This is a genomic window from Pseudomonas sp. WPR_5_2 (genome assembly GCF_003634475.1).
GTDB lineage: Bacteria > Pseudomonadota > Gammaproteobacteria > Pseudomonadales > Pseudomonadaceae > Aquipseudomonas > Aquipseudomonas izuensis.
The window spans coordinates 216,796-236,820 of sequence record NZ_RBLA01000009.1 but is presented as its reverse complement, the minus strand read 5'-3'; the positions used below and the strand labels follow the sequence as shown (position 1 = coordinate 236,820).

Annotated in this window: 21 protein-coding genes; 7 read left to right on the top strand and 14 right to left on the bottom strand. The window is 59.2% G+C overall.

Going from position 1 to position 20,025, the window contains the following annotated elements; all coding sequences use genetic code 11:
- Nucleotide 1: 1 nt before the first annotated feature.
- Nucleotides 2–1,315 (top strand): sorbosone dehydrogenase family protein, encoded by a 1,314-nt coding sequence (locus BJ917_RS28005; RefSeq protein ID WP_121105637.1) that lies wholly within the window; start codon nucleotides 2–4, stop codon nucleotides 1,313–1,315.
- Between the two features lie 115 nt (nucleotides 1,316–1,430).
- On the opposite strand, the gene BJ917_RS28000 is transcribed toward BJ917_RS28005, so the two are convergent.
- The 6 genes from BJ917_RS28000 to BJ917_RS27975 form a co-directional block, all read right to left on the bottom strand.
- On the bottom strand, nucleotides 1,431–2,084 hold the full coding sequence (locus BJ917_RS28000; RefSeq protein ID WP_096509654.1) for an O-methyltransferase: 654 nt from the start codon (nucleotides 2,082–2,084) through the stop codon (nucleotides 1,431–1,433).
- 18 nt (nucleotides 2,085–2,102) lie between these two features.
- Nucleotides 2,103–2,639, bottom strand: coding sequence for a C40 family peptidase (locus tag BJ917_RS27995; RefSeq protein ID WP_096509653.1), 537 nt, complete (start codon nucleotides 2,637–2,639; stop codon nucleotides 2,103–2,105).
- A 165-nt stretch (nucleotides 2,640–2,804) separates the two neighbouring features.
- Nucleotides 2,805–3,452, bottom strand: a complete 648-nt coding sequence (locus BJ917_RS27990; RefSeq protein WP_121105635.1) for a C40 family peptidase — start codon at nucleotides 3,450–3,452, stop codon at nucleotides 2,805–2,807.
- 225 nt (nucleotides 3,453–3,677) lie between these two features.
- Entirely contained in the window at nucleotides 3,678–4,382 is a 705-nt protein-coding gene (hda, locus tag BJ917_RS27985; protein WP_007936072.1) for a DnaA regulatory inactivator Hda, read from the bottom strand.
- A gap of 197 nt (nucleotides 4,383–4,579) precedes the next feature.
- Nucleotides 4,580–5,653, bottom strand: coding sequence for an AI-2E family transporter (locus BJ917_RS27980; RefSeq protein ID WP_096509651.1), 1,074 nt, complete (start codon nucleotides 5,651–5,653; stop codon nucleotides 4,580–4,582).
- A gap of 36 nt (nucleotides 5,654–5,689) precedes the next feature.
- Nucleotides 5,690–6,748 (bottom strand): DUF2066 domain-containing protein, encoded by a 1,059-nt coding sequence (locus BJ917_RS27975; protein ID WP_096509650.1) that lies wholly within the window; start codon nucleotides 6,746–6,748, stop codon nucleotides 5,690–5,692.
- Between the two features lie 386 nt (nucleotides 6,749–7,134).
- Between BJ917_RS27975 and purM the strand changes: the two genes are divergently transcribed.
- The 3 genes from purM to BJ917_RS27960 are packed head-to-tail and all read left to right on the top strand — an operon-like array spanning nucleotide 7,135 to nucleotide 9,565.
- Nucleotides 7,135–8,193, top strand: coding sequence for a phosphoribosylformylglycinamidine cyclo-ligase (purM, locus tag BJ917_RS27970; RefSeq protein WP_008049708.1), 1,059 nt, complete (start codon nucleotides 7,135–7,137; stop codon nucleotides 8,191–8,193).
- Nucleotides 8,193–8,843, top strand: coding sequence for a phosphoribosylglycinamide formyltransferase (purN, locus tag BJ917_RS27965; RefSeq protein WP_096509649.1), 651 nt, complete (start codon nucleotides 8,193–8,195; stop codon nucleotides 8,841–8,843). The genes purM and purN overlap by 1 nt, the downstream gene beginning before the upstream one ends.
- Nucleotides 8,844–8,851: 8 nt before the next feature.
- Entirely contained in the window at nucleotides 8,852–9,565 is a 714-nt protein-coding gene (locus BJ917_RS27960) for a DUF3108 domain-containing protein (protein ID WP_096509648.1), read from the top strand.
- Between the two features lie 67 nt (nucleotides 9,566–9,632).
- Here BJ917_RS27960 and BJ917_RS27955 read toward each other — a convergent pair whose 3' ends face one another.
- Complete coding sequence (locus BJ917_RS27955) at nucleotides 9,633–11,258, bottom strand: methyl-accepting chemotaxis protein (protein ID WP_121105633.1); 1,626 nt, start codon at nucleotides 11,256–11,258, stop codon at nucleotides 9,633–9,635.
- 248 nt (nucleotides 11,259–11,506) lie between these two features.
- On the opposite strand from BJ917_RS27955, the gene BJ917_RS27950 reads away from it, so the two are divergent.
- Both BJ917_RS27950 and BJ917_RS27945 read left to right on the top strand, forming a co-directional pair.
- Nucleotides 11,507–11,923: an OsmC family protein gene (locus BJ917_RS27950; RefSeq protein WP_096509646.1), complete on the top strand. Its 417-nt coding sequence runs from the start codon at nucleotides 11,507–11,509 to the stop codon at nucleotides 11,921–11,923.
- A 62-nt stretch (nucleotides 11,924–11,985) separates the two neighbouring features.
- A complete protein-coding gene (locus BJ917_RS27945; protein ID WP_121105631.1) occupies nucleotides 11,986–12,873 on the top strand; it encodes a pirin family protein in 888 nt (295 codons plus the stop codon).
- A gap of 132 nt (nucleotides 12,874–13,005) precedes the next feature.
- On the opposite strand, the gene BJ917_RS27940 is transcribed toward BJ917_RS27945, so the two are convergent.
- The 4 genes from BJ917_RS27940 to BJ917_RS27925 all read right to left on the bottom strand — a co-directional run bounded on the left by BJ917_RS27940 (nucleotide 13,006) and on the right by BJ917_RS27925 (nucleotide 16,712).
- Nucleotides 13,006–13,734, bottom strand: coding sequence for a dienelactone hydrolase family protein (locus BJ917_RS27940; protein WP_096509644.1), 729 nt, complete (start codon nucleotides 13,732–13,734; stop codon nucleotides 13,006–13,008).
- Nucleotides 13,735–13,800: 66 nt separating this feature from the next.
- Nucleotides 13,801–15,705: a molecular chaperone HtpG gene (gene htpG / locus BJ917_RS27935; RefSeq protein WP_096515238.1), complete on the bottom strand. Its 1,905-nt coding sequence runs from the start codon at nucleotides 15,703–15,705 to the stop codon at nucleotides 13,801–13,803.
- A gap of 81 nt (nucleotides 15,706–15,786) precedes the next feature.
- On the bottom strand, nucleotides 15,787–16,239 hold the full coding sequence (locus BJ917_RS27930) for a PaaI family thioesterase (protein WP_096509643.1): 453 nt from the start codon (nucleotides 16,237–16,239) through the stop codon (nucleotides 15,787–15,789).
- On the bottom strand, nucleotides 16,236–16,712 hold the full coding sequence (locus BJ917_RS27925; protein WP_096509642.1) for a PaaI family thioesterase: 477 nt from the start codon (nucleotides 16,710–16,712) through the stop codon (nucleotides 16,236–16,238). The genes BJ917_RS27930 and BJ917_RS27925 overlap by 4 nt, the downstream gene beginning before the upstream one ends.
- 162 nt (nucleotides 16,713–16,874) lie before the next feature.
- Here BJ917_RS27925 and BJ917_RS27920 point away from each other — a divergent pair, with 162 nt between their 5' ends.
- Nucleotides 16,875–17,111, top strand: a complete 237-nt coding sequence (locus BJ917_RS27920) for a hypothetical protein (protein WP_096509641.1) — start codon at nucleotides 16,875–16,877, stop codon at nucleotides 17,109–17,111.
- A 79-nt stretch (nucleotides 17,112–17,190) separates the two neighbouring features.
- Here the strand turns inward: BJ917_RS27920 and BJ917_RS27915 are convergent, their stop codons facing one another.
- From BJ917_RS27915 to brnQ, 3 genes are all read right to left on the bottom strand, one after another.
- Nucleotides 17,191–17,592 carry an MAPEG family protein gene (locus BJ917_RS27915; RefSeq protein WP_096509640.1) on the bottom strand — a complete coding sequence of 134 codons (402 nt, stop codon included), beginning with the start codon at nucleotides 17,590–17,592 and terminating at the stop codon, nucleotides 17,191–17,193.
- Nucleotides 17,592–18,329, bottom strand: a complete 738-nt coding sequence (locus tag BJ917_RS27910) for a DUF599 domain-containing protein (protein ID WP_096509639.1) — start codon at nucleotides 18,327–18,329, stop codon at nucleotides 17,592–17,594. The genes BJ917_RS27915 and BJ917_RS27910 overlap by 1 nt, the downstream gene beginning before the upstream one ends.
- 270 nt (nucleotides 18,330–18,599) lie before the next feature.
- Entirely contained in the window at nucleotides 18,600–19,913 is a 1,314-nt protein-coding gene (brnQ, locus tag BJ917_RS27905) for a branched-chain amino acid transport system II carrier protein (protein ID WP_096509638.1), read from the bottom strand.
- Nucleotides 19,914–20,025 lie beyond the last annotated feature (112 nt).

Sequence of the window (20,025 nt, the reverse complement as noted above, 5' to 3'; positions counted from 1 at the left end):
CATGCGTAAGCTTCAGCTCGCTCTCATCATCGCCCTCGCCGGAGGGCTCGCCGCTTGCGGTGAGACCTCCACGCTGCAAGTCTCCGACGGCACCGGCCCGTCACCCAAACTCCCGGAACCCAACAAGACGCTGATGCCGACGGTGAACATCGCCCCGGCAATCGGCTGGCCGGACGGCGCCAGACCCGTCGCCGCCGCCGGCACGCAAGTGGCCCCTTTTGCCGAGGGACTCGATCATCCGCGCTGGTTGTATGTACTGCCCAATGGCGACGTGCTGGTCGCCGAAACCAACGCCCCGCCCAAACCGGATGACGGCAAAGGCATTCGTGGCTGGGTCATGAAAAAAGTCATGGCCCGCGCCGGTGCAACCGTACCCAGCCCGAACCGCATCACCCTGCTGCGGGACAGCGACCACGACGGTGTCGCCGAGACTCGCACGGTATTCCTGGAAAACCTCAACTCCCCCTTCGGCATGACCCTGGTCGGCAATGATCTGTACGTCGCCGACACCGACCGCCTGCTGCGCTTCCACTATGAAAACGGCGACACGTCGATCAAGTCGCAGCCGGTCAAAGTCGTGGATCTGCCGGGGGGCACCCTGAATCACCATTGGACCAAAAACGTCATTGCCAGCAAGGACGGCAGCAAGCTGTACGTCACCGTCGGCTCGAACAGCAACGTCGGTGAGAACGGCATGGATCAGGAGGAAGGACGCGCGGCGATCTGGGAGGTGGATCGTGCCACCGGCAACCACCGGATCTTTGCTTCGGGAATCCGCAATCCGAACGGACTGGCCTGGGAGCCTTCGAGCGGCGCATTGTGGACGGCCGTCAATGAGCGGGATGAAATCGGTAGCGACCTGGTGCCGGACTACATCACCTCCGTGAAGGACGGCGGGTTCTATGGCTGGCCTTACAGCTATTACGGCCAACACGTCGACATCCGCGTCGAACCGCAAAACCCCGGACTGGTGGCCAAGGCGATTGCGCCGGACTATGCGGTCGGCCCGCATACCGCGTCGCTGGGGCTGACGTTTGCCCAAGGCAACACGCTGCCGGCGCAATTCAAGGAAGGTGCCTTTGTCGGCCAGCATGGTTCATGGAACCGCAAGCCACACAGCGGTTATAAAGTGATTTTCGTCCCCTTCCGCGCCGGCAAACCGAGCGGACAGCCGGTGGATGTACTCACCGGGTTCCTCAATGACGAAGAAAACGCCATGGGCCGGCCGGTGGGCGTGGTGATAGACCAGCTGGGAGATTTGCTGGTGGCCGATGACGTGGGGAACAAGGTGTGGCGGGTGTCGACAACTAAATAGCACCACATACCACTGTAGGAGCGAGCCTGCTCGCGAATGCGTCAGTACAGGCAACTTTGATGCTGAATGTGCTGACCTCTTCGCGAGCAGGCTCGCTCCCACAGGGACTCTGTGTTTAGCGTTTGCGGCAAAGGGTGAGCCCATCCCCCAGCGGCAACAGCGACAGATCGACCCGCGAGTCATCCTTCAAGGCACGATTGAGCGCTTGAATGGCGCGGGTATCTGCACTTTCTGGATTGTCCTCCAGCACCCGACCGCTCCACAGCGTGTTATCGAATACCGCCAGACCGCCGGTGCGCAACAGGCGCAGCGCATGCTCCAGGTAGGCTGGATAGTTGGCCTTGTCGGCATCAATGAAAATCAGATCGAACTGGCCTGGCTGATCCAGTTTGCTCAGGGTCTCCAGCGCCGGCGCCAGACGCAGCTCAATTCGCCCCGCCAGCCCGGCTTCCTGCCAGTAACGACGCGCCGTTGCGTTGTAATCGCCCGGAATATCACAGCAGATCAACGAACCGCCCTCCGGCAATGCCGAAGCCATGCACAGGGCGCTGTAACCGGTGAAGGTGCCGACTTCCAGCAAACGCCTGGCGCCGGTGAGTTTCACCAGCAATGCAAGAAACTGCCCCTGCTCTGGCGCCACTTGCCAGCGCGCCATGGGCAGCGCCTGGGTTTCGTCGCGCAAACGCTTGAGCAGCGGCGTTTCGCGCAGGGACACGTCAAGCAGGTAGTGATAGAGCGAATCGTCGAGATTGAGCGTGCGAGCGGTCATGACCACAACCTCTGGCTGTTACGGATTGCGCGCCAGGTGCTCCGGTTGCAGGACGCGCTTGGCACTCAGGTAGGCTTTCTGCCAATAAGCCTTGGACAAGCTGTCGAGCTTGACCGTGCCACCCGTGGCAGGCGCATGGACGAAACGACCTTCGCCGACGTAGATACCGGCATGGCTGACCTGCGAACCGCCGTTGGTGGCGAAGAACACCAGGTCGCCTGTTTGCAGGCCTTCCTTGCCGACATCGGCCGCTTGCATGGAGATCATTTCGCGGGTGGTGCGCGGCAAGGAAATGCCGGTGACATCACGGTACACATAACCGATCAGCCCGCTGCAATCGAAACCGGAGTCCGGTGTATTGCCACCCCAGCGATAAGGCGTGCCCACCAGGCCCAATGCACGAAACAGCACATCTTCCGCTTCAGGCGAAAAGGCTTGGGAAGGACCGAAAACGATGGGAGCGCGAACCACCGGCGCTGGCGGTGGTGTGCGGCTGGCGCAGGCACTGAGCAGCGCTGCGAAAAGCATGATTGCGAGGCGGGCCGACGTCGACATAAGCAGAGCATCCTGATCTGGCTGCGGCTTTTTTCTGCAGAGGACGCAGAAAAGAAAACCGCCTGCGCAGTACGCAGGCGGTTTGCCATCATTCATGGATCAGATTCTAGCGCTTATGCGGCAAACTTCAAGTAAGACTTTAAGTTCGCCTTACGAACTGTCCGCTTACTTGCGCGCCGTGACAATCGGGGTGGCATTCGGAGCCATCGCGAGTGCGCGCTTGGCTTCGATGAAGGTCTTGCTCCAGTAGCTGTCGCCCAGGCTATCGATCCGCACGCCACCGCTTTTGCGGCTGCTGGAATGGATGAACTGGTTATCACCCAGGTAGATCCCGGCGTGACTGACACGACCGCGACGGCCGTTGGTGGCGAAGAACAGCAAATCACCCGGCTCAAGCTTGTTGCGCGAGACCAACGGCGCATCGATGTTGATCATTTCACGGCTGGACCGTGGCAGGTTCATGCCCGCCTCTTCGCGGAACAGATAGCCGATGAAACCGCTGCAATCGAAACCGGCTTCGGAGGTACCGCCGAAACGGTAACGGGTACCGATCAGGGACATGCCGCGTTCGAGGATGCTGTCGGCCAGAACCGGAAGCTGATAGGACTTGCCGTCGGCGAAGGCGGCCAGTTCTTTTTCGGTGGCCACTTCTTCCTGGAAAAGAGAGTCTTGATAACGAATGGAAGACTGGGCAGTAACAGAGTTTTTAACCTGCTGTTGTTGCTCTTGCTGGGCCACTGGGGTGTGGGCAGCGCAACCGAACAACAGGGTAACGAGTGCGAGGGGCACGAGGGGTGCAAAGCGCTTTAGCATGGGCACGACCGTGGCTGTTAGTTGTAAAGAAGCCGAGACTATGCCCGCTATCAACCTCATTTGCAAATTCAATCGAACTTTTTGTGACTTCCCGGTTTCTCGTTTACATCTAAGCGCTTAAGCCCATTTTGATCCTTTACGCAGCCTGCAATTGCCAGGAAAGCGCATTTTCTGGCGCCTGAAATATGCCAAAAATCGCTGGAGGCCGCAGATTTACCGGGCTAGCTACCAGCCCAGCGTTTCTTTGAGGAAGGGAATGGTCAGCTTGCGCTGAGCTTGAAGGGAGGCCTGGTCGAGGCGCTCAAGCAGCTCGAACAGCGCGCTCATGCTGCGGGTCCCGCGGGTCAGGATAAAATGCCCGACCTCATCGGTCAGGTGCAGGCCTCGACGGGACGCGCGCAGCTGAAGGGCGCGCAGTTTGTCTTCGTCGGAAAGCGGGCGCATCTGGAAGATCAACGCCAGGGTCAGGCGGGACTTGAGGTCCGCCAGCTTCACCGGCAGTTCCCGCGGAGACGTCGACGCGGCAATCAGCAGGCGCCGACCGCTGTCGCGCAGACGATTGAACAGATGGAACAGCGCCTCTTCCCAATCCGCCTTGCCGGCAACCGCTTGCAGATCATCCAGGCAGACCAGTTCGTACTGCTCGAGGTTGTCGAGGATTTCGATGCCGCGATCCATCAACTCGGCCAGCGGCAGATACACCGCCGGTTCACCCATCTGTTCGAAACGCAGGCAAGCCGCCTGTAACAGATGCGTGCGACCTACCCCGTGCTTGCCCCAGAGATAAATCAGGCTTTCGGTCCAGCCGGCGTCGGCTTCGCACAGCCGCTCGACATAGCCGAGTGCAGCGGCATTGGCGCCTGGGTAGTAGTTGATAAAGGTGGCGTCGTCACGCAGACGCACACCTAGGGGCAGCTGAATCGGTTTCATGCTGACTGAACAGTTCCAAAGGAACCGTTAGTGGCCTCTGTGTAAAGTTTGCGAAGTTTATACCCGTGAAGCCGACCGCACAATGCGACAGACCACAAGCAAAATCAAAGGTTTGCGTTGGCGCCCCGGTTTGATGACAGTTTCTTTGGCGGTGCAGGTATCAACCCGGCGTCAATCCGGGTTGTTCGCAAAGCCGCTCAAAGCTCTGGCTCGTCCACACCACTATAGATTTCTGAATCCTTATACAAATCATGCACATGGCGCACCAGCACCATGATGACCGCCGCCACCGGCAGCGCCAGCAGAACGCCGGTAAAACCGAACAGTTCTCCACCGGCCAGGATCGCAAAGATCACCGCCACCGGGTGCAGACCTATTCGATCCCCCACCAGCAACGGCGTCAGCACCATGCCCTCCAGCGCCTGCCCCACCATGAACACCGCGACGATACCGATCATCGGATACAGATCGCCGCCGAACTGAAACAGACCGGCAATCAATGCCGCGCCTATACCGATCACAAACCCCATATACGGCACAATCGCCGCCAGACCGGCAATCAGACCGATCAACAGCCCCAACTCCAACCCTACCAGCATCAGGCCCGCGGCGTAGATCACGCCCAACGCCACCATCACCAGCAACTGCCCGCGAACGAAGGCCCCGAGCACTTCATGGCACTCACCGGCCAGGGACACTGCGCGCTCCTCACGATCCCGCGGCAGCAAGCTACGGATCTTGGCCATCATCAGATCCCAATCCCGCAGCAAGTAGAACGTCACCACCGGTATCAGCACCAGATTCGCCAGCCAGCCAATCAGCGCCAGACCGGAAGCCGTCGCCTGGCTCAACACCACCCCGACAACGTCGCTGGTCTGACCCATGTGCTCACTGATGGCGGCCTTGAGCTTGTCGAACTTCCAGAAACCCTCCGACAAACCGAACTTGGATTGCGCCCACGGCAGCGCGGTGTGCTGCAACCAGTCGAGCATCTGCGGTGCCAGCTCATACAAACGAAACAGCTGCTTGGCGAGCATCGGTACCAGCACCAGCAGCAGCGTGGTGAAGATCAATATGAACAGTGCGAACACGGCAACCACGCCCAGGGTTCGCGACAGCCCGGCCTTCTCCAGTCGATCCACCAGCGGATCAAACAGATAGGCCAGCAACAACGCCACCAGGAACGGCGTCAGGATCGGGTGCAGCAGCCAGATAAACGCGCAGAGCAGAACCACTCCACCCAACCAGAACCAACGCCGCGTATCGGCCATGAACCACTCCATTGCTTCTATATAAAGAAAGAATAATTACCAGCGGAAATGCAATTGCGGTGTCGGTGCAGCGACGGGCGCTGCGGCGGGGGCCGAACCGCCGGTCGCCGGCGCAGCAGGTGCCGCGGCGACAGGGGCCGGTGCCGCCGCAACTTCCTGCAACTTCGCCAGCGACAACTGCGCCCGCAACTGCTCGGTGCTGCCATTGACCCGATACAGAATCCGGTCGCCATCGACACTTTGCGGGCGCCCGCCAAAAGGCTCCAGCAAACGTCCAAGGGTCGCATAGCGCTCAAGATTCATGCCCTGCACTTCCAGCAACTGCTGAGTCGACGCACCTGCCTTGGCAACAAATCGTGGCGCCAGCCGCTCGTTGACCGCCAGCATCACCGCGTCTGCCAGAGCCGCTTGATCGGCACCCTGGACACTGCCCGCCTCTTTCTGGTCGCCCAGCCACAAGCGCCACTTGGCTTGCCACTGCCCACCCTCTTCACGGGCATGCACCGCCAGCAAGGCGTCGGCATTGTAGCGTTCCGATGCGTTGTGCAGCGGCGCGGGATCAGCACTTTCCAGATTGGGTGCAGTGGCGACAATCTGTTCATTCAGATCCGCCAGGGGCAGCCGCAAAGGCAAGCCGCGGTGTTGTGCCGCGCGACGCAGCGGCGCCGCACTGGCCTGACCGTCGCCCACCAGGCTCGAACCCTCGGTGGAATCGTTCAACCACCATCCCAGAATCGAAGGCCGACTGGCGCCCCACATGGCCAGCCCGGCACGGCGCAACGCCTGTTCGGTGGAGGCCGGATCGAAATCGACTTTCAATACCTCCGGCGGCCCGGCGTCAAAGCCGTACTGACTGATGATTTGCTGCGGGTCCTTGCGGATCGCCGCCAGTCCAGGGTTTTGCACCGCCTTGGGGTCGCCGGTCAGACGCAAGACGAGTGTATCGAGGGCGCGCTGTGTCGCCTGCTCACGCTCTTCCGGCGACTGGCCACTGACCGGTTCGCGCACTTGATAAAGGCCTTTGACGGTTTCGGCATGGCTGACCAGACTGACCAGAGACAAACAGCCCACAAACAAGAATTTACAAAAACGCATGGAAGATTCCTGACGACAAGAGCGGCTGGAACAGGCCGCATGAACACGATCGAGCAAGGCTGTGACCATCGCCCGGCGCAAAACATTCACACGGCCCGGGTAAGTTTTCGCACTGTCATAACGATAGACGGTTAATGACGATACCCTGCTCAAGCGTGAAGGATGCAACCAACACACAACAATGAAGGTTTTTTTAAGCCGATATGCCCCTGCCGTCGGCGTGAGGATGGCCGCTGCCCTTCAAGCCTGATAAAATCGCGCGCCTTCGCAGACCGGCAACAGCCGGGCACTTTCGAAATTCGCGTGAGGCAATCGCCCTCGTCGATTTCGGCGCGCCCCCGCTGAACTCGGTCGTTACCCAGAAATCCCCCCTAAAGGCCTGGATCATGAGCAAGCAACCCTCCCTGAGCTACAAGGACGCCGGTGTAGACATCGACGCCGGTGAAGCATTGGTCGAACGCATCAAGAGCGTCGCCAAGCGCACTGCGCGCCCGGAAGTCATGGGCGGCCTGGGCGGTTTCGGCGCCCTCTGCGAAATCCCGGCCGGCTACAAGCAGCCTGTGCTGGTTTCCGGTACTGACGGCGTCGGCACCAAGCTGCGCCTGGCACTGAACCTGAACAAGCACGACAGCATCGGCATCGACCTGGTTGCCATGTGCGTCAACGACCTGGTGGTGTGTGGCGCCGAGCCACTGTTCTTCCTCGACTACTACGCCACCGGCAAACTGAACGTCGACACCGCCGCCCAGGTGGTAACCGGTATCGGTGCTGGCTGCGAGTTGTCCGGCTGCTCCCTGGTCGGCGGCGAAACCGCTGAAATGCCTGGCATGTACGAAGGCGAAGACTACGACCTGGCCGGCTTCTGTGTCGGCGTCGTGGAAAAATCCGAAATCATCGACGGTTCCAAAGTCGCTGCCGGTGACGCCCTGCTCGCCCTGCCGTCTTCCGGCCCGCACTCCAACGGTTACTCGCTGATCCGCAAGATCATCGAAGTGTCCGGCGCCGACATCGAAAACACCCAGCTCGACGGCAAACCGCTGACCGACCTGCTGATGGCCCCGACCCGTATCTATGTGAAGCCGCTGCTCAAGCTGATCAAGGAAACCGGCGCCGTCAAGGCCATGGCCCACATCACCGGTGGCGGCCTGCTGGACAACATCCCGCGCGTCCTGCCAAAAGGCGCACAAGCCGTGGTTGACGTAGCCAGCTGGAACCGCCCGGCCGTGTTCGACTGGCTGCAAGAGAAAGGCAACGTTGACGAGAACGAAATGCACCGCGTGCTGAACTGCGGCGTGGGCATGGTCATCTGCGTGGCTCAAGAGCACGTTGAAGCGGCCCTGAACGTTCTGCGCGAAGCGGGCGAGCAGCCTTGGGTCATCGGTCAGATCTCCACCGCTGCCGAAGGCGCGGCCCAGGTTGAACTGAAGAACCTCAAGGCTCATTGATGTCCCAGACCTGTGATGTGGTGGTGCTGTTGTCCGGCACCGGCAGTAACTTGCAGGCCCTGATCGACAGCACGCGGACCGGCGACAGCCCGGTCCGCATCGCTGCGGTGATTTCCAACCGCGCCGACGCCTACGGCCTGCAACGCGCCAGGGACGCGGGGATCGACACCCGCACCCTGGATCACAAGGCTTTCGACGGCCGCGAAGCCTTCGATGCCGCGCTGATCGAACTGATCGACGCCTTCAACCCCAAACTCGTGGTCCTGGCCGGCTTCATGCGCATACTCAGCGCGGGCTTCGTGCGCCACTACCAGGGTCGCCTGCTCAATATCCATCCGTCTTTGTTACCCAAATACAAAGGGTTACACACTCATCAGCGCGCTCTGGAAGCCGGCGACGCTGAACACGGCTGCTCCGTGCACTTTGTCACCGAGGAACTCGATGGCGGACCACTGGTCGTACAGGCAGTAATACCGGTAGAGTTGCACGACTCGCCGCAGAGTCTGGCGCAGCGGGTCCATGTTCAGGAACACCTGATCTACCCGATGGCCGTCCGCTGGTTTGCCGAAGGCCGTTTATCACTCGACGATCAAGGTGCTTTACTGGATGGGCAGTTACTCGCGGCCAGCGGCCATTTGATTCGAATCTAGGAGATTTTATGCGTCGTGCCCTGCTCTTCGCTTGCGCTCTGCTCGCCCTGCCCTTCGCACAGGCGGCAGACCTTCATCCTTTCTCCGCCAGCTACACTGCCGACTGGAAGCAGCTGCCCATGAGTGGCACTGCCGAGCGCAGCCTGACCCAGGAAGCCAACGGCGTCTGGAAGCTCAGCTTCAAGGCTTCGATGATGATCGCCAGCCTGTCCGAAGAAAGCACCCTGACCGTCGACAAGGACACCCTGCTGCCACAGTCCTACCACTTCGAACGGGGTGGCCTGGGCAAAGCCAAGAAGGCTGACCTGGACTTCGACTGGACCGCCAAGAAAATCACCGGCACTGACCGTGGCGACGCGGTCAATATTCCGCTGAACCGTGGCATGGTCGACAAGTCCACCTATCAGCTGGCACTGCAGCATGACGTGGCCGCCGGCAAGAAAAGCATGAGCTATCAAGTCGTGGATGCTGGTGAAGTCGATACCTATGATTTCCGTGTGCTGGGTTCGGAAAAGGTCGACACCAAGGCTGGCCAGATCGATGCGATCAAGGTCGAGCGCGTGCGTGACCCGACACAAAGCAAGCGCATCACCGTGCTCTGGTTCGCCAAGGACTGGGACTACCTGCTGGTCCGCCTGCAACAGGTCGAAACCGACGGCAAGGAGTACAACATCATGCTCCTGGACGGCAAGGTCAACGGCAAGACCGTCAAAGGCAGCTGATCCACACCGACATGAAGAAGCCCCGCCAATGCGGGGCTTTTTTTGTCCGGGATTCGGCTATCGATCCCTAGACCGAAAACCGCGCCACCAGGGTGTTCAGATCCACCGCCAACCGTGACAGCTCCTGGCTCGCTGCACTGGTCTGATTCGCCCCGGCCGAGCTTTGCAACGCCAGGTCGCGGATATTCGCCAGGTTGCGGTCCACTTCCCGCGCCACCGCCGCCTGTTCCTCCGAGGCACTGGCGATCACGGTGTTGCGCTCATTGATCAGGGTGAATGCCGACGCGATGTCTTCCAGTGCAATGCCCGCGGCCTTTGCCACTTCAAGGGTCGAGCGCGCCCTGGCATTGCTGTGCTGCATCGAGCTGACCGCCGAATCGGTGCCTTGCTGGATTCCAGTGATCATCTGCTCGATTTCCCGGGTTGATTGCTGAGTACGGTGCGCCAAGGCCCGCACCTCGTCGGCCACCACCGCGAACCCGCGCCCGGCATCCCCGGCCCGGGCCGCTTCAATGGCCGCGTTCAGGGCCAGCAAGTTGGTTTGCTCGGCAATCGAGCGAATCACGTCCAGGACTTTGCCGATGCTGTACACCTTCTGCGCCAGGTCTTCGACCTGCGAAGCGTTGGCGGTGACATCATCGGCCAGCATCTCGATAGACAACACGGTCTGGTGCACCTGCTCACGGCCATGCTGAGCAATGCGATCGGACTCGCGGGACGCTTCGGAGGTGGCCACGGCATTGCTTGCCACTTCCTCCACCGCCGCCGTCATCTGATTGACTGCCGTGGCGGCCTGATCGATTTCCAGGCTCTGCTGATGCAGGCCACGGGTGGCATCCTCGGTGACGCAGCTGAGTTCCTCCGAAGCAGAGGCCAATTGGCTGGATGACTCGGAAATACGCTGGATCGTTTCGCGCAGGTTCAGTTGCATACTCTTGAGCGAGTGCAACAGCCGCGCCGGCTCGTCGTCGCCGGTGACGCTGATGTCACCGGTCAGATCGCCACCAGCGACCACTTCGGCGACCTTCACTGATTGCGAAAGCGGCACCACGATACTGCGGGTCAACAATAAGGCCAGGCCAACGGTGGCAATCGCCGCCAGGCCGATCATTACCCCGACCCAGATCCGCGACTGGTTGAATACCTGGCGCCCCGCTTCGCTCGCCAGATTGGCGTTGTGCTTGTTCAAGCCGACCAGTTCCTTGAGCGTGAAGGTGATTTCATCGGCCAGCGGATTCATTTCACCGTTGAGAATGGCCGCTGCGTCCTCCACCCGTCCCTGGGCAGACCCCGCCATTACCTGACTCTGGAACTGCAGATACTTCTGCTCGGCGGTCTTGAAGCGATCGAACAAAATCCGCTCTTCAGGCAACACGATCAGCTTGTCATAGCGTTGCTGAGCATCGTTGAGAACGGCCTTCAAATCGTTGAGTTTACTGACGTTCTGAGCCAACGCCTGTGGATCGCGATTGATCAGCAAGCGCATGGTCAAGGCCCGCAGCCGCAACATGTCCTGACTCATATCACCGACCGCCATGACGCTGGGCAGCCAGTTGTCATCGACCTCATCGGCCTGTGCCCGCATATTCGACATCTGCAGTAGAGCGAACACCCCCAGCCCAAAAACCATCAATGCCAACAGGCCAAAACCCAGACTCGCACGCGGCGCAATATTGAGACTTCTTATACTCATTACTCTGGTTCCTTCCAAATGCGCTGCCTCAGGCAGCTGGTCTTTTAGACGATATCGGACTGTTGAAAATTTGCGTAAGACGAAAAGATGATATCAAAACGCTTCTACTGTATCGGTCAAAAGCGGTAACGATTCAGCGAAAAACCGGTACCACCCCGGATATCCGGAACATGTTTGCGCAGGAATGCTCTATACCTTCACGTTCCTTTTTGATCGAATGACCATTCCTGTCGCCCGCGAGGTTTCCCATGACTGTTACCGTCAACACCGTGTCCGCCGAAGGTTTTCGTCACACCGTGCAAATCGATGACCACGAACTCTTTGCCGACGTGCCCACCACTGCTGGCGGTGAAGGCTCGGCGCCGGAACCCCACGATTACTTCGATGCGGCGCTGGGTGCCTGCAAAGCCCTGACCCTGAAGCTGTATGCCAGGAAGAAGGACATCCCGCTGACCGGTGTCGGCGTCGAGGTCAAACGCGATAACAGCGAAGAGCAAAAAGGCAAATACGCGCTGCACGTCAAATTGACCCTCAAAGGTGTACTCACCGACGCTCAGCGTGAAGAACTGCACCGCGTGGCCGATCGCTGCCCGATTCACAAACTGATGACCACCAGCGAAGTCAGCATCGAAACCCATCTATCCGAAGGCGCGTTCAGCCAATAGCGGCAAGGGCTGTGCAAGCGGGTTATGCTCGAATGCATCACCCGCTCAGCCTGGAACGCACCATGAACACTCCGCTCGTGATCCGCCCCCGTGCCGAAGATGTCGAAGGCCAGCCCATCCTGCGTCCGTTGCCATCCGCCAAATGCCGCAATGTCGGGCCCTTCGTGTTTTTCGACCACATGCTGGAGACCCGCTACAGCGCGGGAGATGGCATGAACATTCGCCAACATCCGCACATTGGCCTGTCCACCCTCACCTACCTCTTTGAAGGCCAGCTCCAGCACAAGGACAGCCTCGGTTCGGATCAGGTGGTCAATGCCGGGGATGTCAGCTGGATGACCGCCGGCAGCGCCATCGCCCACGTCGAACGCACGCCCGAAGCCCTGAAAGAACGCGGTTTCACGATGCACGGCCTGCAGATCTGGCTGGCCTCGCCCAAGGACCGCGAACACGGTCCTGGCCATTACAGCCACCATCCCGCGTCTACGCTCCCGACCAGTGAAAACCTTGGCGTGAAAATCCGCATGATTGCCGGTTCAGGCTTTTGCCTGGAATCGCCGGTGCCCGTGCTTTCTCCCACGCTGTATGCCGAATTGCACCTGCAAACGGCGGCGACACTGCTGATTCCCACCGAGCATGAAGAACGTGCGCTGTACGTGTTAAGCGGTGAAGTGCAACTGGAGGGCGAACCGATAGAACCACACGCATTGGTGGTGCTGCCGGCCGGGGAAGAAATGACGTTGTTCGCCGAGAGCGATTGTCATGCCGTGTTGTTCGGCGGAGCACCGCTGGACGGTCCGCGGCGGATCAACTGGAACTTCGTGGCGAGCGACCCGGCGTTGATCGACGAAGCACGGCGACGCTGGGCGGCCGGGGACTGGCCAACGGTGCCGGGGGAAGTCGATCGGATTGAATTGCCAAAACACCGAAGCGAGCCCACTCCGTTGTAATGATCCTCGGTGTGAGTCACACCGCCATCGCGAGCAGGCCCGCTCCCACAGGGAAATGCATTCCATTGTGGGAGCGAGCCTGCTCGCGAAGAGGCCGGCACTCACACCGACCATGCCGGGGCAAAAAAGCAATCAGCCCTTGAACACTTCATCCAGCAGGTTATGCATCGAAGTGAACGCCCGCGCAGCGACCTTCGCGTCGTACATCATCATCCCCGGCACCTTGGCATGCGGGTCGGTGAACGAGTGGAAAGCCCCGCCGTAGCTGAGCAACTGCCAATCCACACCCGCGGCATTCATTTCATCTTCAAAAGCCGGCAATTGCTCTTTCGGCACCAATGGATCGGATGCTCCGTGCAATACCAGCACCTTGCCCTTGATGTTCTTCGCATCGGCCGGATTCGGGGTATCGAGGGTGCCATGGAACGAGACGGCGGCTTTCACCGGAGCACCGGTACGGGCGAGTTCCAGCGCGCAGCAACCACCAAAGCAGAAACCGAAGGTCGCCAGTTTCGACGTATCGACCGGCGCCTCACCTTGCTTCTGCAATTGCTCGAACGCCACCTGCATGCGCTTGCGCAGCAATGCACGGTCGTTCTTCAGCGGCATCATCGCCGCGCCCGCCTCATCGTTGTTCGTTGGACGAACCGATTGGCCGTAGAGGTCCGCGATCAGCACCACATAGCCCTTGGCCGCTACTGATTTGGCGATGTCCTCGGCACCGGCGCCGACGCCCATCCAGTTGGGTGCCATCAACAGTCCCGGGCGCGCACCTTTTTGGTCGGCATCGAAAGCCAAGCGGCTTTCGTAAGCCTGACCGTCAATCTGGTAGGCCACGGAACGTACAGTGATTTGGCTCATTTCTGACTCCTGATTTTCAACACCAGAATGAAAAAACCCGCCGAAGCGGGTTTTTCTACAACGCAGTTAAACCGACAGTTCAACCAACAGCTTGTTCAGACGACGCACATACGCCGCCGGGTCCTTCAAGCTGTCGCCGGCCGCCAGGGCCGCCTGATCGAAGAGGATGTGCGACAGGTCGCCAAAGCGCTCGTCGCTCTGCTCGTTGTCGAGCTTCTCGATCAGCGGGTGAGCCGGGTTGAATTCGAAAATCGGCTTCGAATCCGGCACCTTCTGGCCGCTGGCTTCCAGGATCTGACGCATTTGCAGGCCCAGGTCCTGCTCGCCGATGGCCAGGATCGCCGGAGAATCGGTCAGGCGATGGGAAACCCGTACTTCAGCAACGGATTCGCCCAGCGCTGTCTTGAGGCGCTCGACTAGACCTTCCTTGGACTTGGCGACTTCTTCCGCGGCTTTCTTGTCCTCTTCCGAGTCCAGGTTGCCCAGGTCCAGGTCACCGCGCGCCACATCGACAAAGCTCTTGCCGTCGAATTCGCTGAGGTAGCTCATCAGCCACTCGTCGATACGATCGGTCAGCAGCAGCACTTCGATGCCTTTCTTGCGGAAGACTTCCAGGTGCGGGCTGTTTTTAACCTGGGCGTAGGTTTCGCCGGTCAGGTAGTAAATCTTGTCCTGACCTTCCTTGGCGCGAGCCAGGTAGTCGGCCAGACCAACAACCTGCTCACCCTCGTCACCGTTGGTGGAGGCGAAACGCAGCAGGCCGGCAATTTTTTCCTTGTTGGCGAAGTCTTCTGCCGGGCCTTCTTTCATGACCTGACCGAAGTTCTTCCAGAAGCCCTTGTATTGCTCAGGCTCGTTCTTCGCCAGTTTTTCCAACATGTCCAGTACGCGCTTGGTCAGCGCCGACTTCATGGAATCGATGATCGGGTCTTTCTGCAGGATTTCCCGCGACACGTTCAGCGACAGATCGTTGGAGTCGACCACACCCTTGATGAAGCGCAGGTACAGCGGCAGGAACGATTCGGCCTGGTCCATGACGAACACACGCTGCACGTACAGCTTCAGACCTTTCGGCGCTTCACGCTGATACAGGTCGAAAGGTGCGCGGGCCGGCACATACAACAGCGAACTGTATTCCAGCTTGCCTTCAACCTTGTTGTGGCTCCAGCTCAGCGGGTTTTCGAAGTCGTGGGCGATGTGCTTGTAGAACTCCTGGTATTCCTCGTCCTTCACTTCAGTGCGAGGGCGAGTCCACAGGGCGCTGGCACGGTTGACGGTTTCCCATTCAACGGCCGGTTGCTCTTCGCCTTCGGCAGCGGCCACTTCTTTCGGCAACTCGATCGGCAAGGCGATGTGGTCGGAGTACTTCTTGATGATGTTGCGCAGGCGCCAGCCATCGGCGAACTCGTCTTCACCGGACTTCAGGTGCAGGACGATACGGGTGCCGCGCTCGACCTTGTCGATGGTGGCGACTTCGAACTCGCCCTCACCCTTGGAAGACCAATGCACGCCTTCGCTGGCCGGGCTACCGGCACGACGGCTGAACACGTCGACTTTGTCAGCGACGATGAACGCGGAGTAGAAGCCCACACCGAACTGACCGATCAGGTGCGAGTCTTTCTTCTGGTCGCCCGACAGGTTTTTCATGAAGTCGGCAGTGCCGGACTTGGCGATGGTCCCCAGGTGGGTGATCACATCTTCGCGGCTCATGCCGATGCCGTTGTCTTCGAGCGTGACGGTCTTGGCGTCCTTGTCGAAGCTCACACGGATCTTCAGTTCGGCGCCACCTTCCAGCAATTCAGGCTTGGCCAGCGCTTCGAAACGTAATTTGTCTACAGCGTCAGAGGCGTTCGAGATCAGTTCGCGAAGGAAGATTTCCTTGTTGGAATACAGCGAATGGATCATGAGGTGCAGCAGCTGCTTTACCTCGGTCTGGAAGCCCAGGGTTTCCTTTTGAGTTTCCACACTCATGGTCATCAAACTCCAATCAGATGGCATAAGCCGCGACCAAGAGGGTCGGCGGCGGGTTGTCATCAGAGTTGGGGGCTGCGTTCAGGATTTCAAGGGCTCCTCGAGTTTGAAATGCGCCCGGGCCGTGGCAATCGGCTCACCTTCGGTGGTTTGCCATGCGGTAATTGCGACGTTAGCCACCCGGCGTCCCTGGCGGCACACCTGGCATCGGGCCCAGGTATCGCGGAATTGACCCGCCCGCAGATAGTCGAGGGAAAAATCGATAATCTTCGGCACGCTCGGCGAGCCGGTCGCAATCAGCAGGTGCATGGCGGCTGCCAGCTCCATGAAACCGGCAATCACGCCGCCATGGATGGCGGGCAATAGAGGGTTGCCAATGTTGTCCTTGTTGGCCGGCAGACGAAACAGCAACTCATCCCCCACCCGCGAGCATTCGACACCGATCAGTGTCGCGTAGGGAATCATCTGCAGCAGTGAAGCGTAGTCACCCAGCTCGTGGGCCTGTCGCAATTGTTCCTGAAACGTGTCAGTCATTTCGCCTCTCCGGCAATAGCGCCGCCAAAGCCCTTGGTGCCCTTGATGCCCTTGCCCATGCGCATGAAAGTACCCACCACATGGGCAATCGGTTGTTCGGGATCGTCCTGATAAGCAAAGCCCCGGGCGAAAATCACGTCGGTGGTCACGCGGTAGCACTGGGCGAAACCATAGACATCTTTATGGGGTTCGGCGGCGTGCATGTAGTCGATACGCAGGTCGAGGGTCGGGCAGACTTCGAATTCCGGCAGCACACAGAGGGTGGACATGCCGCAGGCGGTGTCCATCAGCGTGGTCAGCGCGCCACCATGAATGACACCGGTTTGCGGGTTACCAACGATCTGCGGGCTGTAAGGCAAAACCACGGTGAGCCCTTCACTGCTGGCACTGTGAACACGCAGGCCGAGGACCTGACAATGTCTCAGTGCGGAAAGAAATCGCGTTGCACGCTCGAAAACGAGACTTTCAGCCATTTGATAAAAACCTCTTGTTTAGTATTCCGACAGTGCAGTAAACAGCACTGAAAAAAGTTCCGCATTAGAACAAACTTATATATCTGAACGACTTATGGAACTTAACCCTGAGGGCTGTGCTCGAAAGGCCAGTAAGATATTTTCCATCAGGAGAAACACCCCATGCGTAAGACTTTAGCTATTGCCTTGATGTTGACCGCTTCCCTCGGTCTCGCTGCCTGCGATAAAAAATCCGAGGACAAAGCTCAAGAAGCCAACAAACATGCTGAGCAAGCTCAGCAAGACATGAGCAAAGCTCAGGATAAAGTGAACGACGCAGCGAAAGAAAACGCCGAAGCTGCCAAAGCTCAGGCTGAATCGAACGAAGCAGCGGCAAAAGAAGCCGCTCCTAAAAACTAAATCGGTTTTTAGTCAGATAAAGGAAAACCCGCCAAGTGCGGGTTTTCTTTTGCCTTCAGGTTTGTTGGCCATGTAGGCGTCACAACAAAATCGTTCGAAAAGTCGGACTGATCATCAGCAACAGCGAACAGATTAAACCCACTAGCCAAACCAGGCTGCGCTGCCAGGCCAGATCTTTCCAGTAACACACCAAGTAGATAACTCGCGTGATCACGAAGATGATCGCCAGCAAATCAATAAGCCATCCTGCCGTCTGCGTGGTATGCGCCATCAACACGCCCACCGCGAACAATATGAAGGCTTCGAAACAATTCTGATGTGCCGCCACTGCACGGGCACCCAACCCCGTAAGTTGCGCCTGCTGTTGGCGCGGCAGGTGATTGTCGTAACCGCCCTGCTCTTTCATGGCCGTGGTCACGGGCATGCGCGCCACGTAGATCAGCACGGCACTGATAAACACACACCAGAACGGAATACTCATCAAGCAGCCTCTTTGATCACCTCGGGCAATGGCGCCTCTGTAGGGGTATAGACCATCACGTCCAGAACGTCGGAATGGAACTCGCGGCGATACAGCACGAACACAACGCCGGCACTCATCAACATGAACAACCAGGGGCTGACGAACCAGGCCAGCATGGTCATGCCGAAGTAATAGGATCGCAGGCCGAAGTTGAACTGGTTGGCCGCCATGGAGATGACACGGGCAGCACGGGCAGCGAAGGCTTTGCGCTCCTGCTCGGACACATGGCGCTCGCCGATCATCGGCGCCGAGCCAACCAGGATGGCCGCGAAGTTGTATTGGCGCATGCACCAACTGAAGGTAAAGAACGCATAGACGAACACTAGCGCCAAACACAGCAATTTGATCTCCGACATCCCTTGGGACGCCTGCTGCACCATCGGAATATCCGCCAGCAACGACACCGCTCGCTCGGAGGCCCCGAGCACCGTGAGAATGCCGGCCAGAATAATCAGGGTACTGGAGGCAAAGAACGACGCATTGCGCTCCAGGTTGCCAATCACGCTGGCGTCGGCGATGCGGTTGTCGCGCAGCAGCATGCGGCGCATCCAGTCTTCGCGGTAAAGATGCAGAACGCTGGCCAGGCACGCAGTGTCACGGCCCTTCCACGTTGCATAGCGGGTATATCCGCCCCAGCAGATGACGAACCAGAGCGCGGCGAGGATGTGGATCAGATTGGCTTGGATGAACGACATGCAGGTCCTTTTGATGACTAGGAAAGGCAAAACTGTGGGAGCGAGCCTGCTCGCGATAGCACTGGATCAGACAACATGTATGTTGAATTTAAAGCCGCCTTCGCGAGCAGGTTCGCTCCCACATTGGATTTTCGCAATGCTTCGACGTTAGCTTAAGGAAAAAGACACTGCCTCACGCCCATAAAAAATGCCCCGTATCTATTGATACGGGGCATTTCCATTTTTTGTAGAGAGCAGCTCAAAAGCCCGCTTGTGGCAGGCCCGTGAAGCTTAAGCCAAAGCTTCGACGCGTTTGCCCAGCAAGCGATCGCAGACCACGGCGACCACCAGGGTCATGACCGATGGTACCAGCCACGCCAACCCCTGCTCGCTCAGCGGCAAGTGGGCCAGCTGCGCCGGCATCCAGTCCGCCAGGCCGGCACCCTTGAGGGCATCGATCAGACCGAAGATGAACGACACCAGCATCACCGGACCGACGATACGGCCTTGCTCATGCCAGAAGTCCTTGCAGAAGCTCAGGGCTACCAAGGCGATGCATGGCGGATAGATCGCGGTCAGTACCGGAATCGAGAACGCGATCAGCTTGGTGAGGCCCAGGTTGGAGACCAACAGGGAAAACGCCGCCAGGATGATCACCAAGGTCTTGTAGGACAGTGGCAGTACACGGCTGAAGTATTCGGCGCACGCGCAGGTCAGGCCAACAGCCGTCACCAGACACGCCAGAGAGATCAGTACCGCAAGGAATCCGCTGCCCAGGGAGCCGAACGTGTGCTGCACGTAGGCGTGCAACACCGCCGCGCCGTTGGTCGCACCGACGGCCACTTCATGGCTGCCCGAACCGAGACGGAACAGGCTGATATACACCAGCGCCAGGCCCACGCCGGCAATCAGGCCGGCAATGATCGCGTAACGGGTAATCAATGCTGGCGACTCGACGCCGCGGGAGCGGATCGCGTTGACGATGACAATGCCGAACACCAGCGCGCCGAGGGTATCCATGGTCAGGTAACCATTGATGAAGCCCTGGGAGAACGGTGCCGCCACGTATTCAGGCGTTGCCTGACCAATGTCGCCCGCCGGCAAGGCGAATGCCGCGATGCCAAGAACGGCCAGGGCGATAATCTTCAACGGTGCGAGGAAACGTCCTACGGTATCCAGCAGACGGCCCGGATAGAGCGAGATGAAGAACACCAGCAGGAAATACACCGAGCTGTAGAGAAACAGCGCCAACGGGCTTTCGCCGGTCAGCGGCGCCAGGCCCACTTCGAACGACACGGTAGCGGTACGCGGCGTGGCAAACAGCGGCCCCACGGCGAGGTAGCACGCGGCGGCCAGCAGGCCACCGGCCAGTTTGCCGATCGGGCTGCTCAACGCATCCATGGCACCACCGACCTTGGCCAGCGCGACAACGGTGATCACCGGTAATCCTACCGCCGTGACCAGAAAGCCCAGCGCCGCCATCCAGACGTTAGGCCCGGACTGCAAACCGACGATAGGCGGGAAGATGATATTGCCGGCCCCGACGAACAGGGCAAACGTCATAAAACCAAGTGCCAGGATGTCCTGACCTTTCAACACTTTCATTAAGGAAATACCACACTACTGAATCGGAATTTAGAGAGGGGTTTCCCTTATGGGTGAGGGAAATGCAGTCGGTCCGAATAGGACTGACCCGTTTAGCGCGAAGCTACCTTGT

Bases quoted from the DNA above. Each gene is read 5' to 3' on its own strand.
- BJ917_RS27955 (WP_121105633.1), bottom strand. From the start codon at position 11,258: ATGAGTATAAGAAGTCTCAATATTGCGCCGCGTGCGAGTCTGGGTTTT.
- BJ917_RS27990 (WP_121105635.1), bottom strand. From the start codon at position 3,452: ATGCTAAAGCGCTTTGCACCCCTCGTGCCCCTCGCACTCGTTACCCTG.
- BJ917_RS27940 (WP_096509644.1), bottom strand. From the start codon at position 13,734: ATGAGCCAAATCACTGTACGTTCCGTGGCCTACCAGATTGACGGTCAG.
- BJ917_RS28000 (WP_096509654.1), bottom strand. From the start codon at position 2,084: ATGACCGCTCGCACGCTCAATCTCGACGATTCGCTCTATCACTACCTG.
- BJ917_RS27920 (WP_096509641.1), top strand. From the start codon at position 16,875: ATGCGTAAGACTTTAGCTATTGCCTTGATGTTGACCGCTTCCCTCGGT.
- BJ917_RS27945 (WP_121105631.1), top strand. From the start codon at position 11,986: ATGAACACTCCGCTCGTGATCCGCCCCCGTGCCGAAGATGTCGAAGGC.
- brnQ (WP_096509638.1), bottom strand. From the start codon at position 19,913: ATGAAAGTGTTGAAAGGTCAGGACATCCTGGCACTTGGTTTTATGACG.
- BJ917_RS27980 (WP_096509651.1), bottom strand. From the start codon at position 5,653: ATGGCCGATACGCGGCGTTGGTTCTGGTTGGGTGGAGTGGTTCTGCTC.
- htpG (WP_096515238.1), bottom strand. From the start codon at position 15,705: ATGAGTGTGGAAACTCAAAAGGAAACCCTGGGCTTCCAGACCGAGGTA.
- BJ917_RS27910 (WP_096509639.1), bottom strand. From the start codon at position 18,329: ATGTCGTTCATCCAAGCCAATCTGATCCACATCCTCGCCGCGCTCTGG.
- BJ917_RS27925 (WP_096509642.1), bottom strand. From the start codon at position 16,712: ATGGCTGAAAGTCTCGTTTTCGAGCGTGCAACGCGATTTCTTTCCGCA.
- BJ917_RS27930 (WP_096509643.1), bottom strand. From the start codon at position 16,239: ATGACTGACACGTTTCAGGAACAATTGCGACAGGCCCACGAGCTGGGT.
- BJ917_RS27975 (WP_096509650.1), bottom strand. From the start codon at position 6,748: ATGCGTTTTTGTAAATTCTTGTTTGTGGGCTGTTTGTCTCTGGTCAGT.
- BJ917_RS27915 (WP_096509640.1), bottom strand. From the start codon at position 17,592: ATGAGTATTCCGTTCTGGTGTGTGTTTATCAGTGCCGTGCTGATCTAC.
- purN (WP_096509649.1), top strand. From the start codon at position 8,193: ATGTCCCAGACCTGTGATGTGGTGGTGCTGTTGTCCGGCACCGGCAGT.
- BJ917_RS27995 (WP_096509653.1), bottom strand. From the start codon at position 2,639: ATGTCGACGTCGGCCCGCCTCGCAATCATGCTTTTCGCAGCGCTGCTC.
- BJ917_RS28005 (WP_121105637.1), top strand. From the start codon at position 2: ATGCGTAAGCTTCAGCTCGCTCTCATCATCGCCCTCGCCGGAGGGCTC.
- BJ917_RS27950 (WP_096509646.1), top strand. From the start codon at position 11,507: ATGACTGTTACCGTCAACACCGTGTCCGCCGAAGGTTTTCGTCACACC.
- purM (WP_008049708.1), top strand. From the start codon at position 7,135: ATGAGCAAGCAACCCTCCCTGAGCTACAAGGACGCCGGTGTAGACATC.
- BJ917_RS27960 (WP_096509648.1), top strand. From the start codon at position 8,852: ATGCGTCGTGCCCTGCTCTTCGCTTGCGCTCTGCTCGCCCTGCCCTTC.
- hda (WP_007936072.1), bottom strand. From the start codon at position 4,382: ATGAAACCGATTCAGCTGCCCCTAGGTGTGCGTCTGCGTGACGACGCC.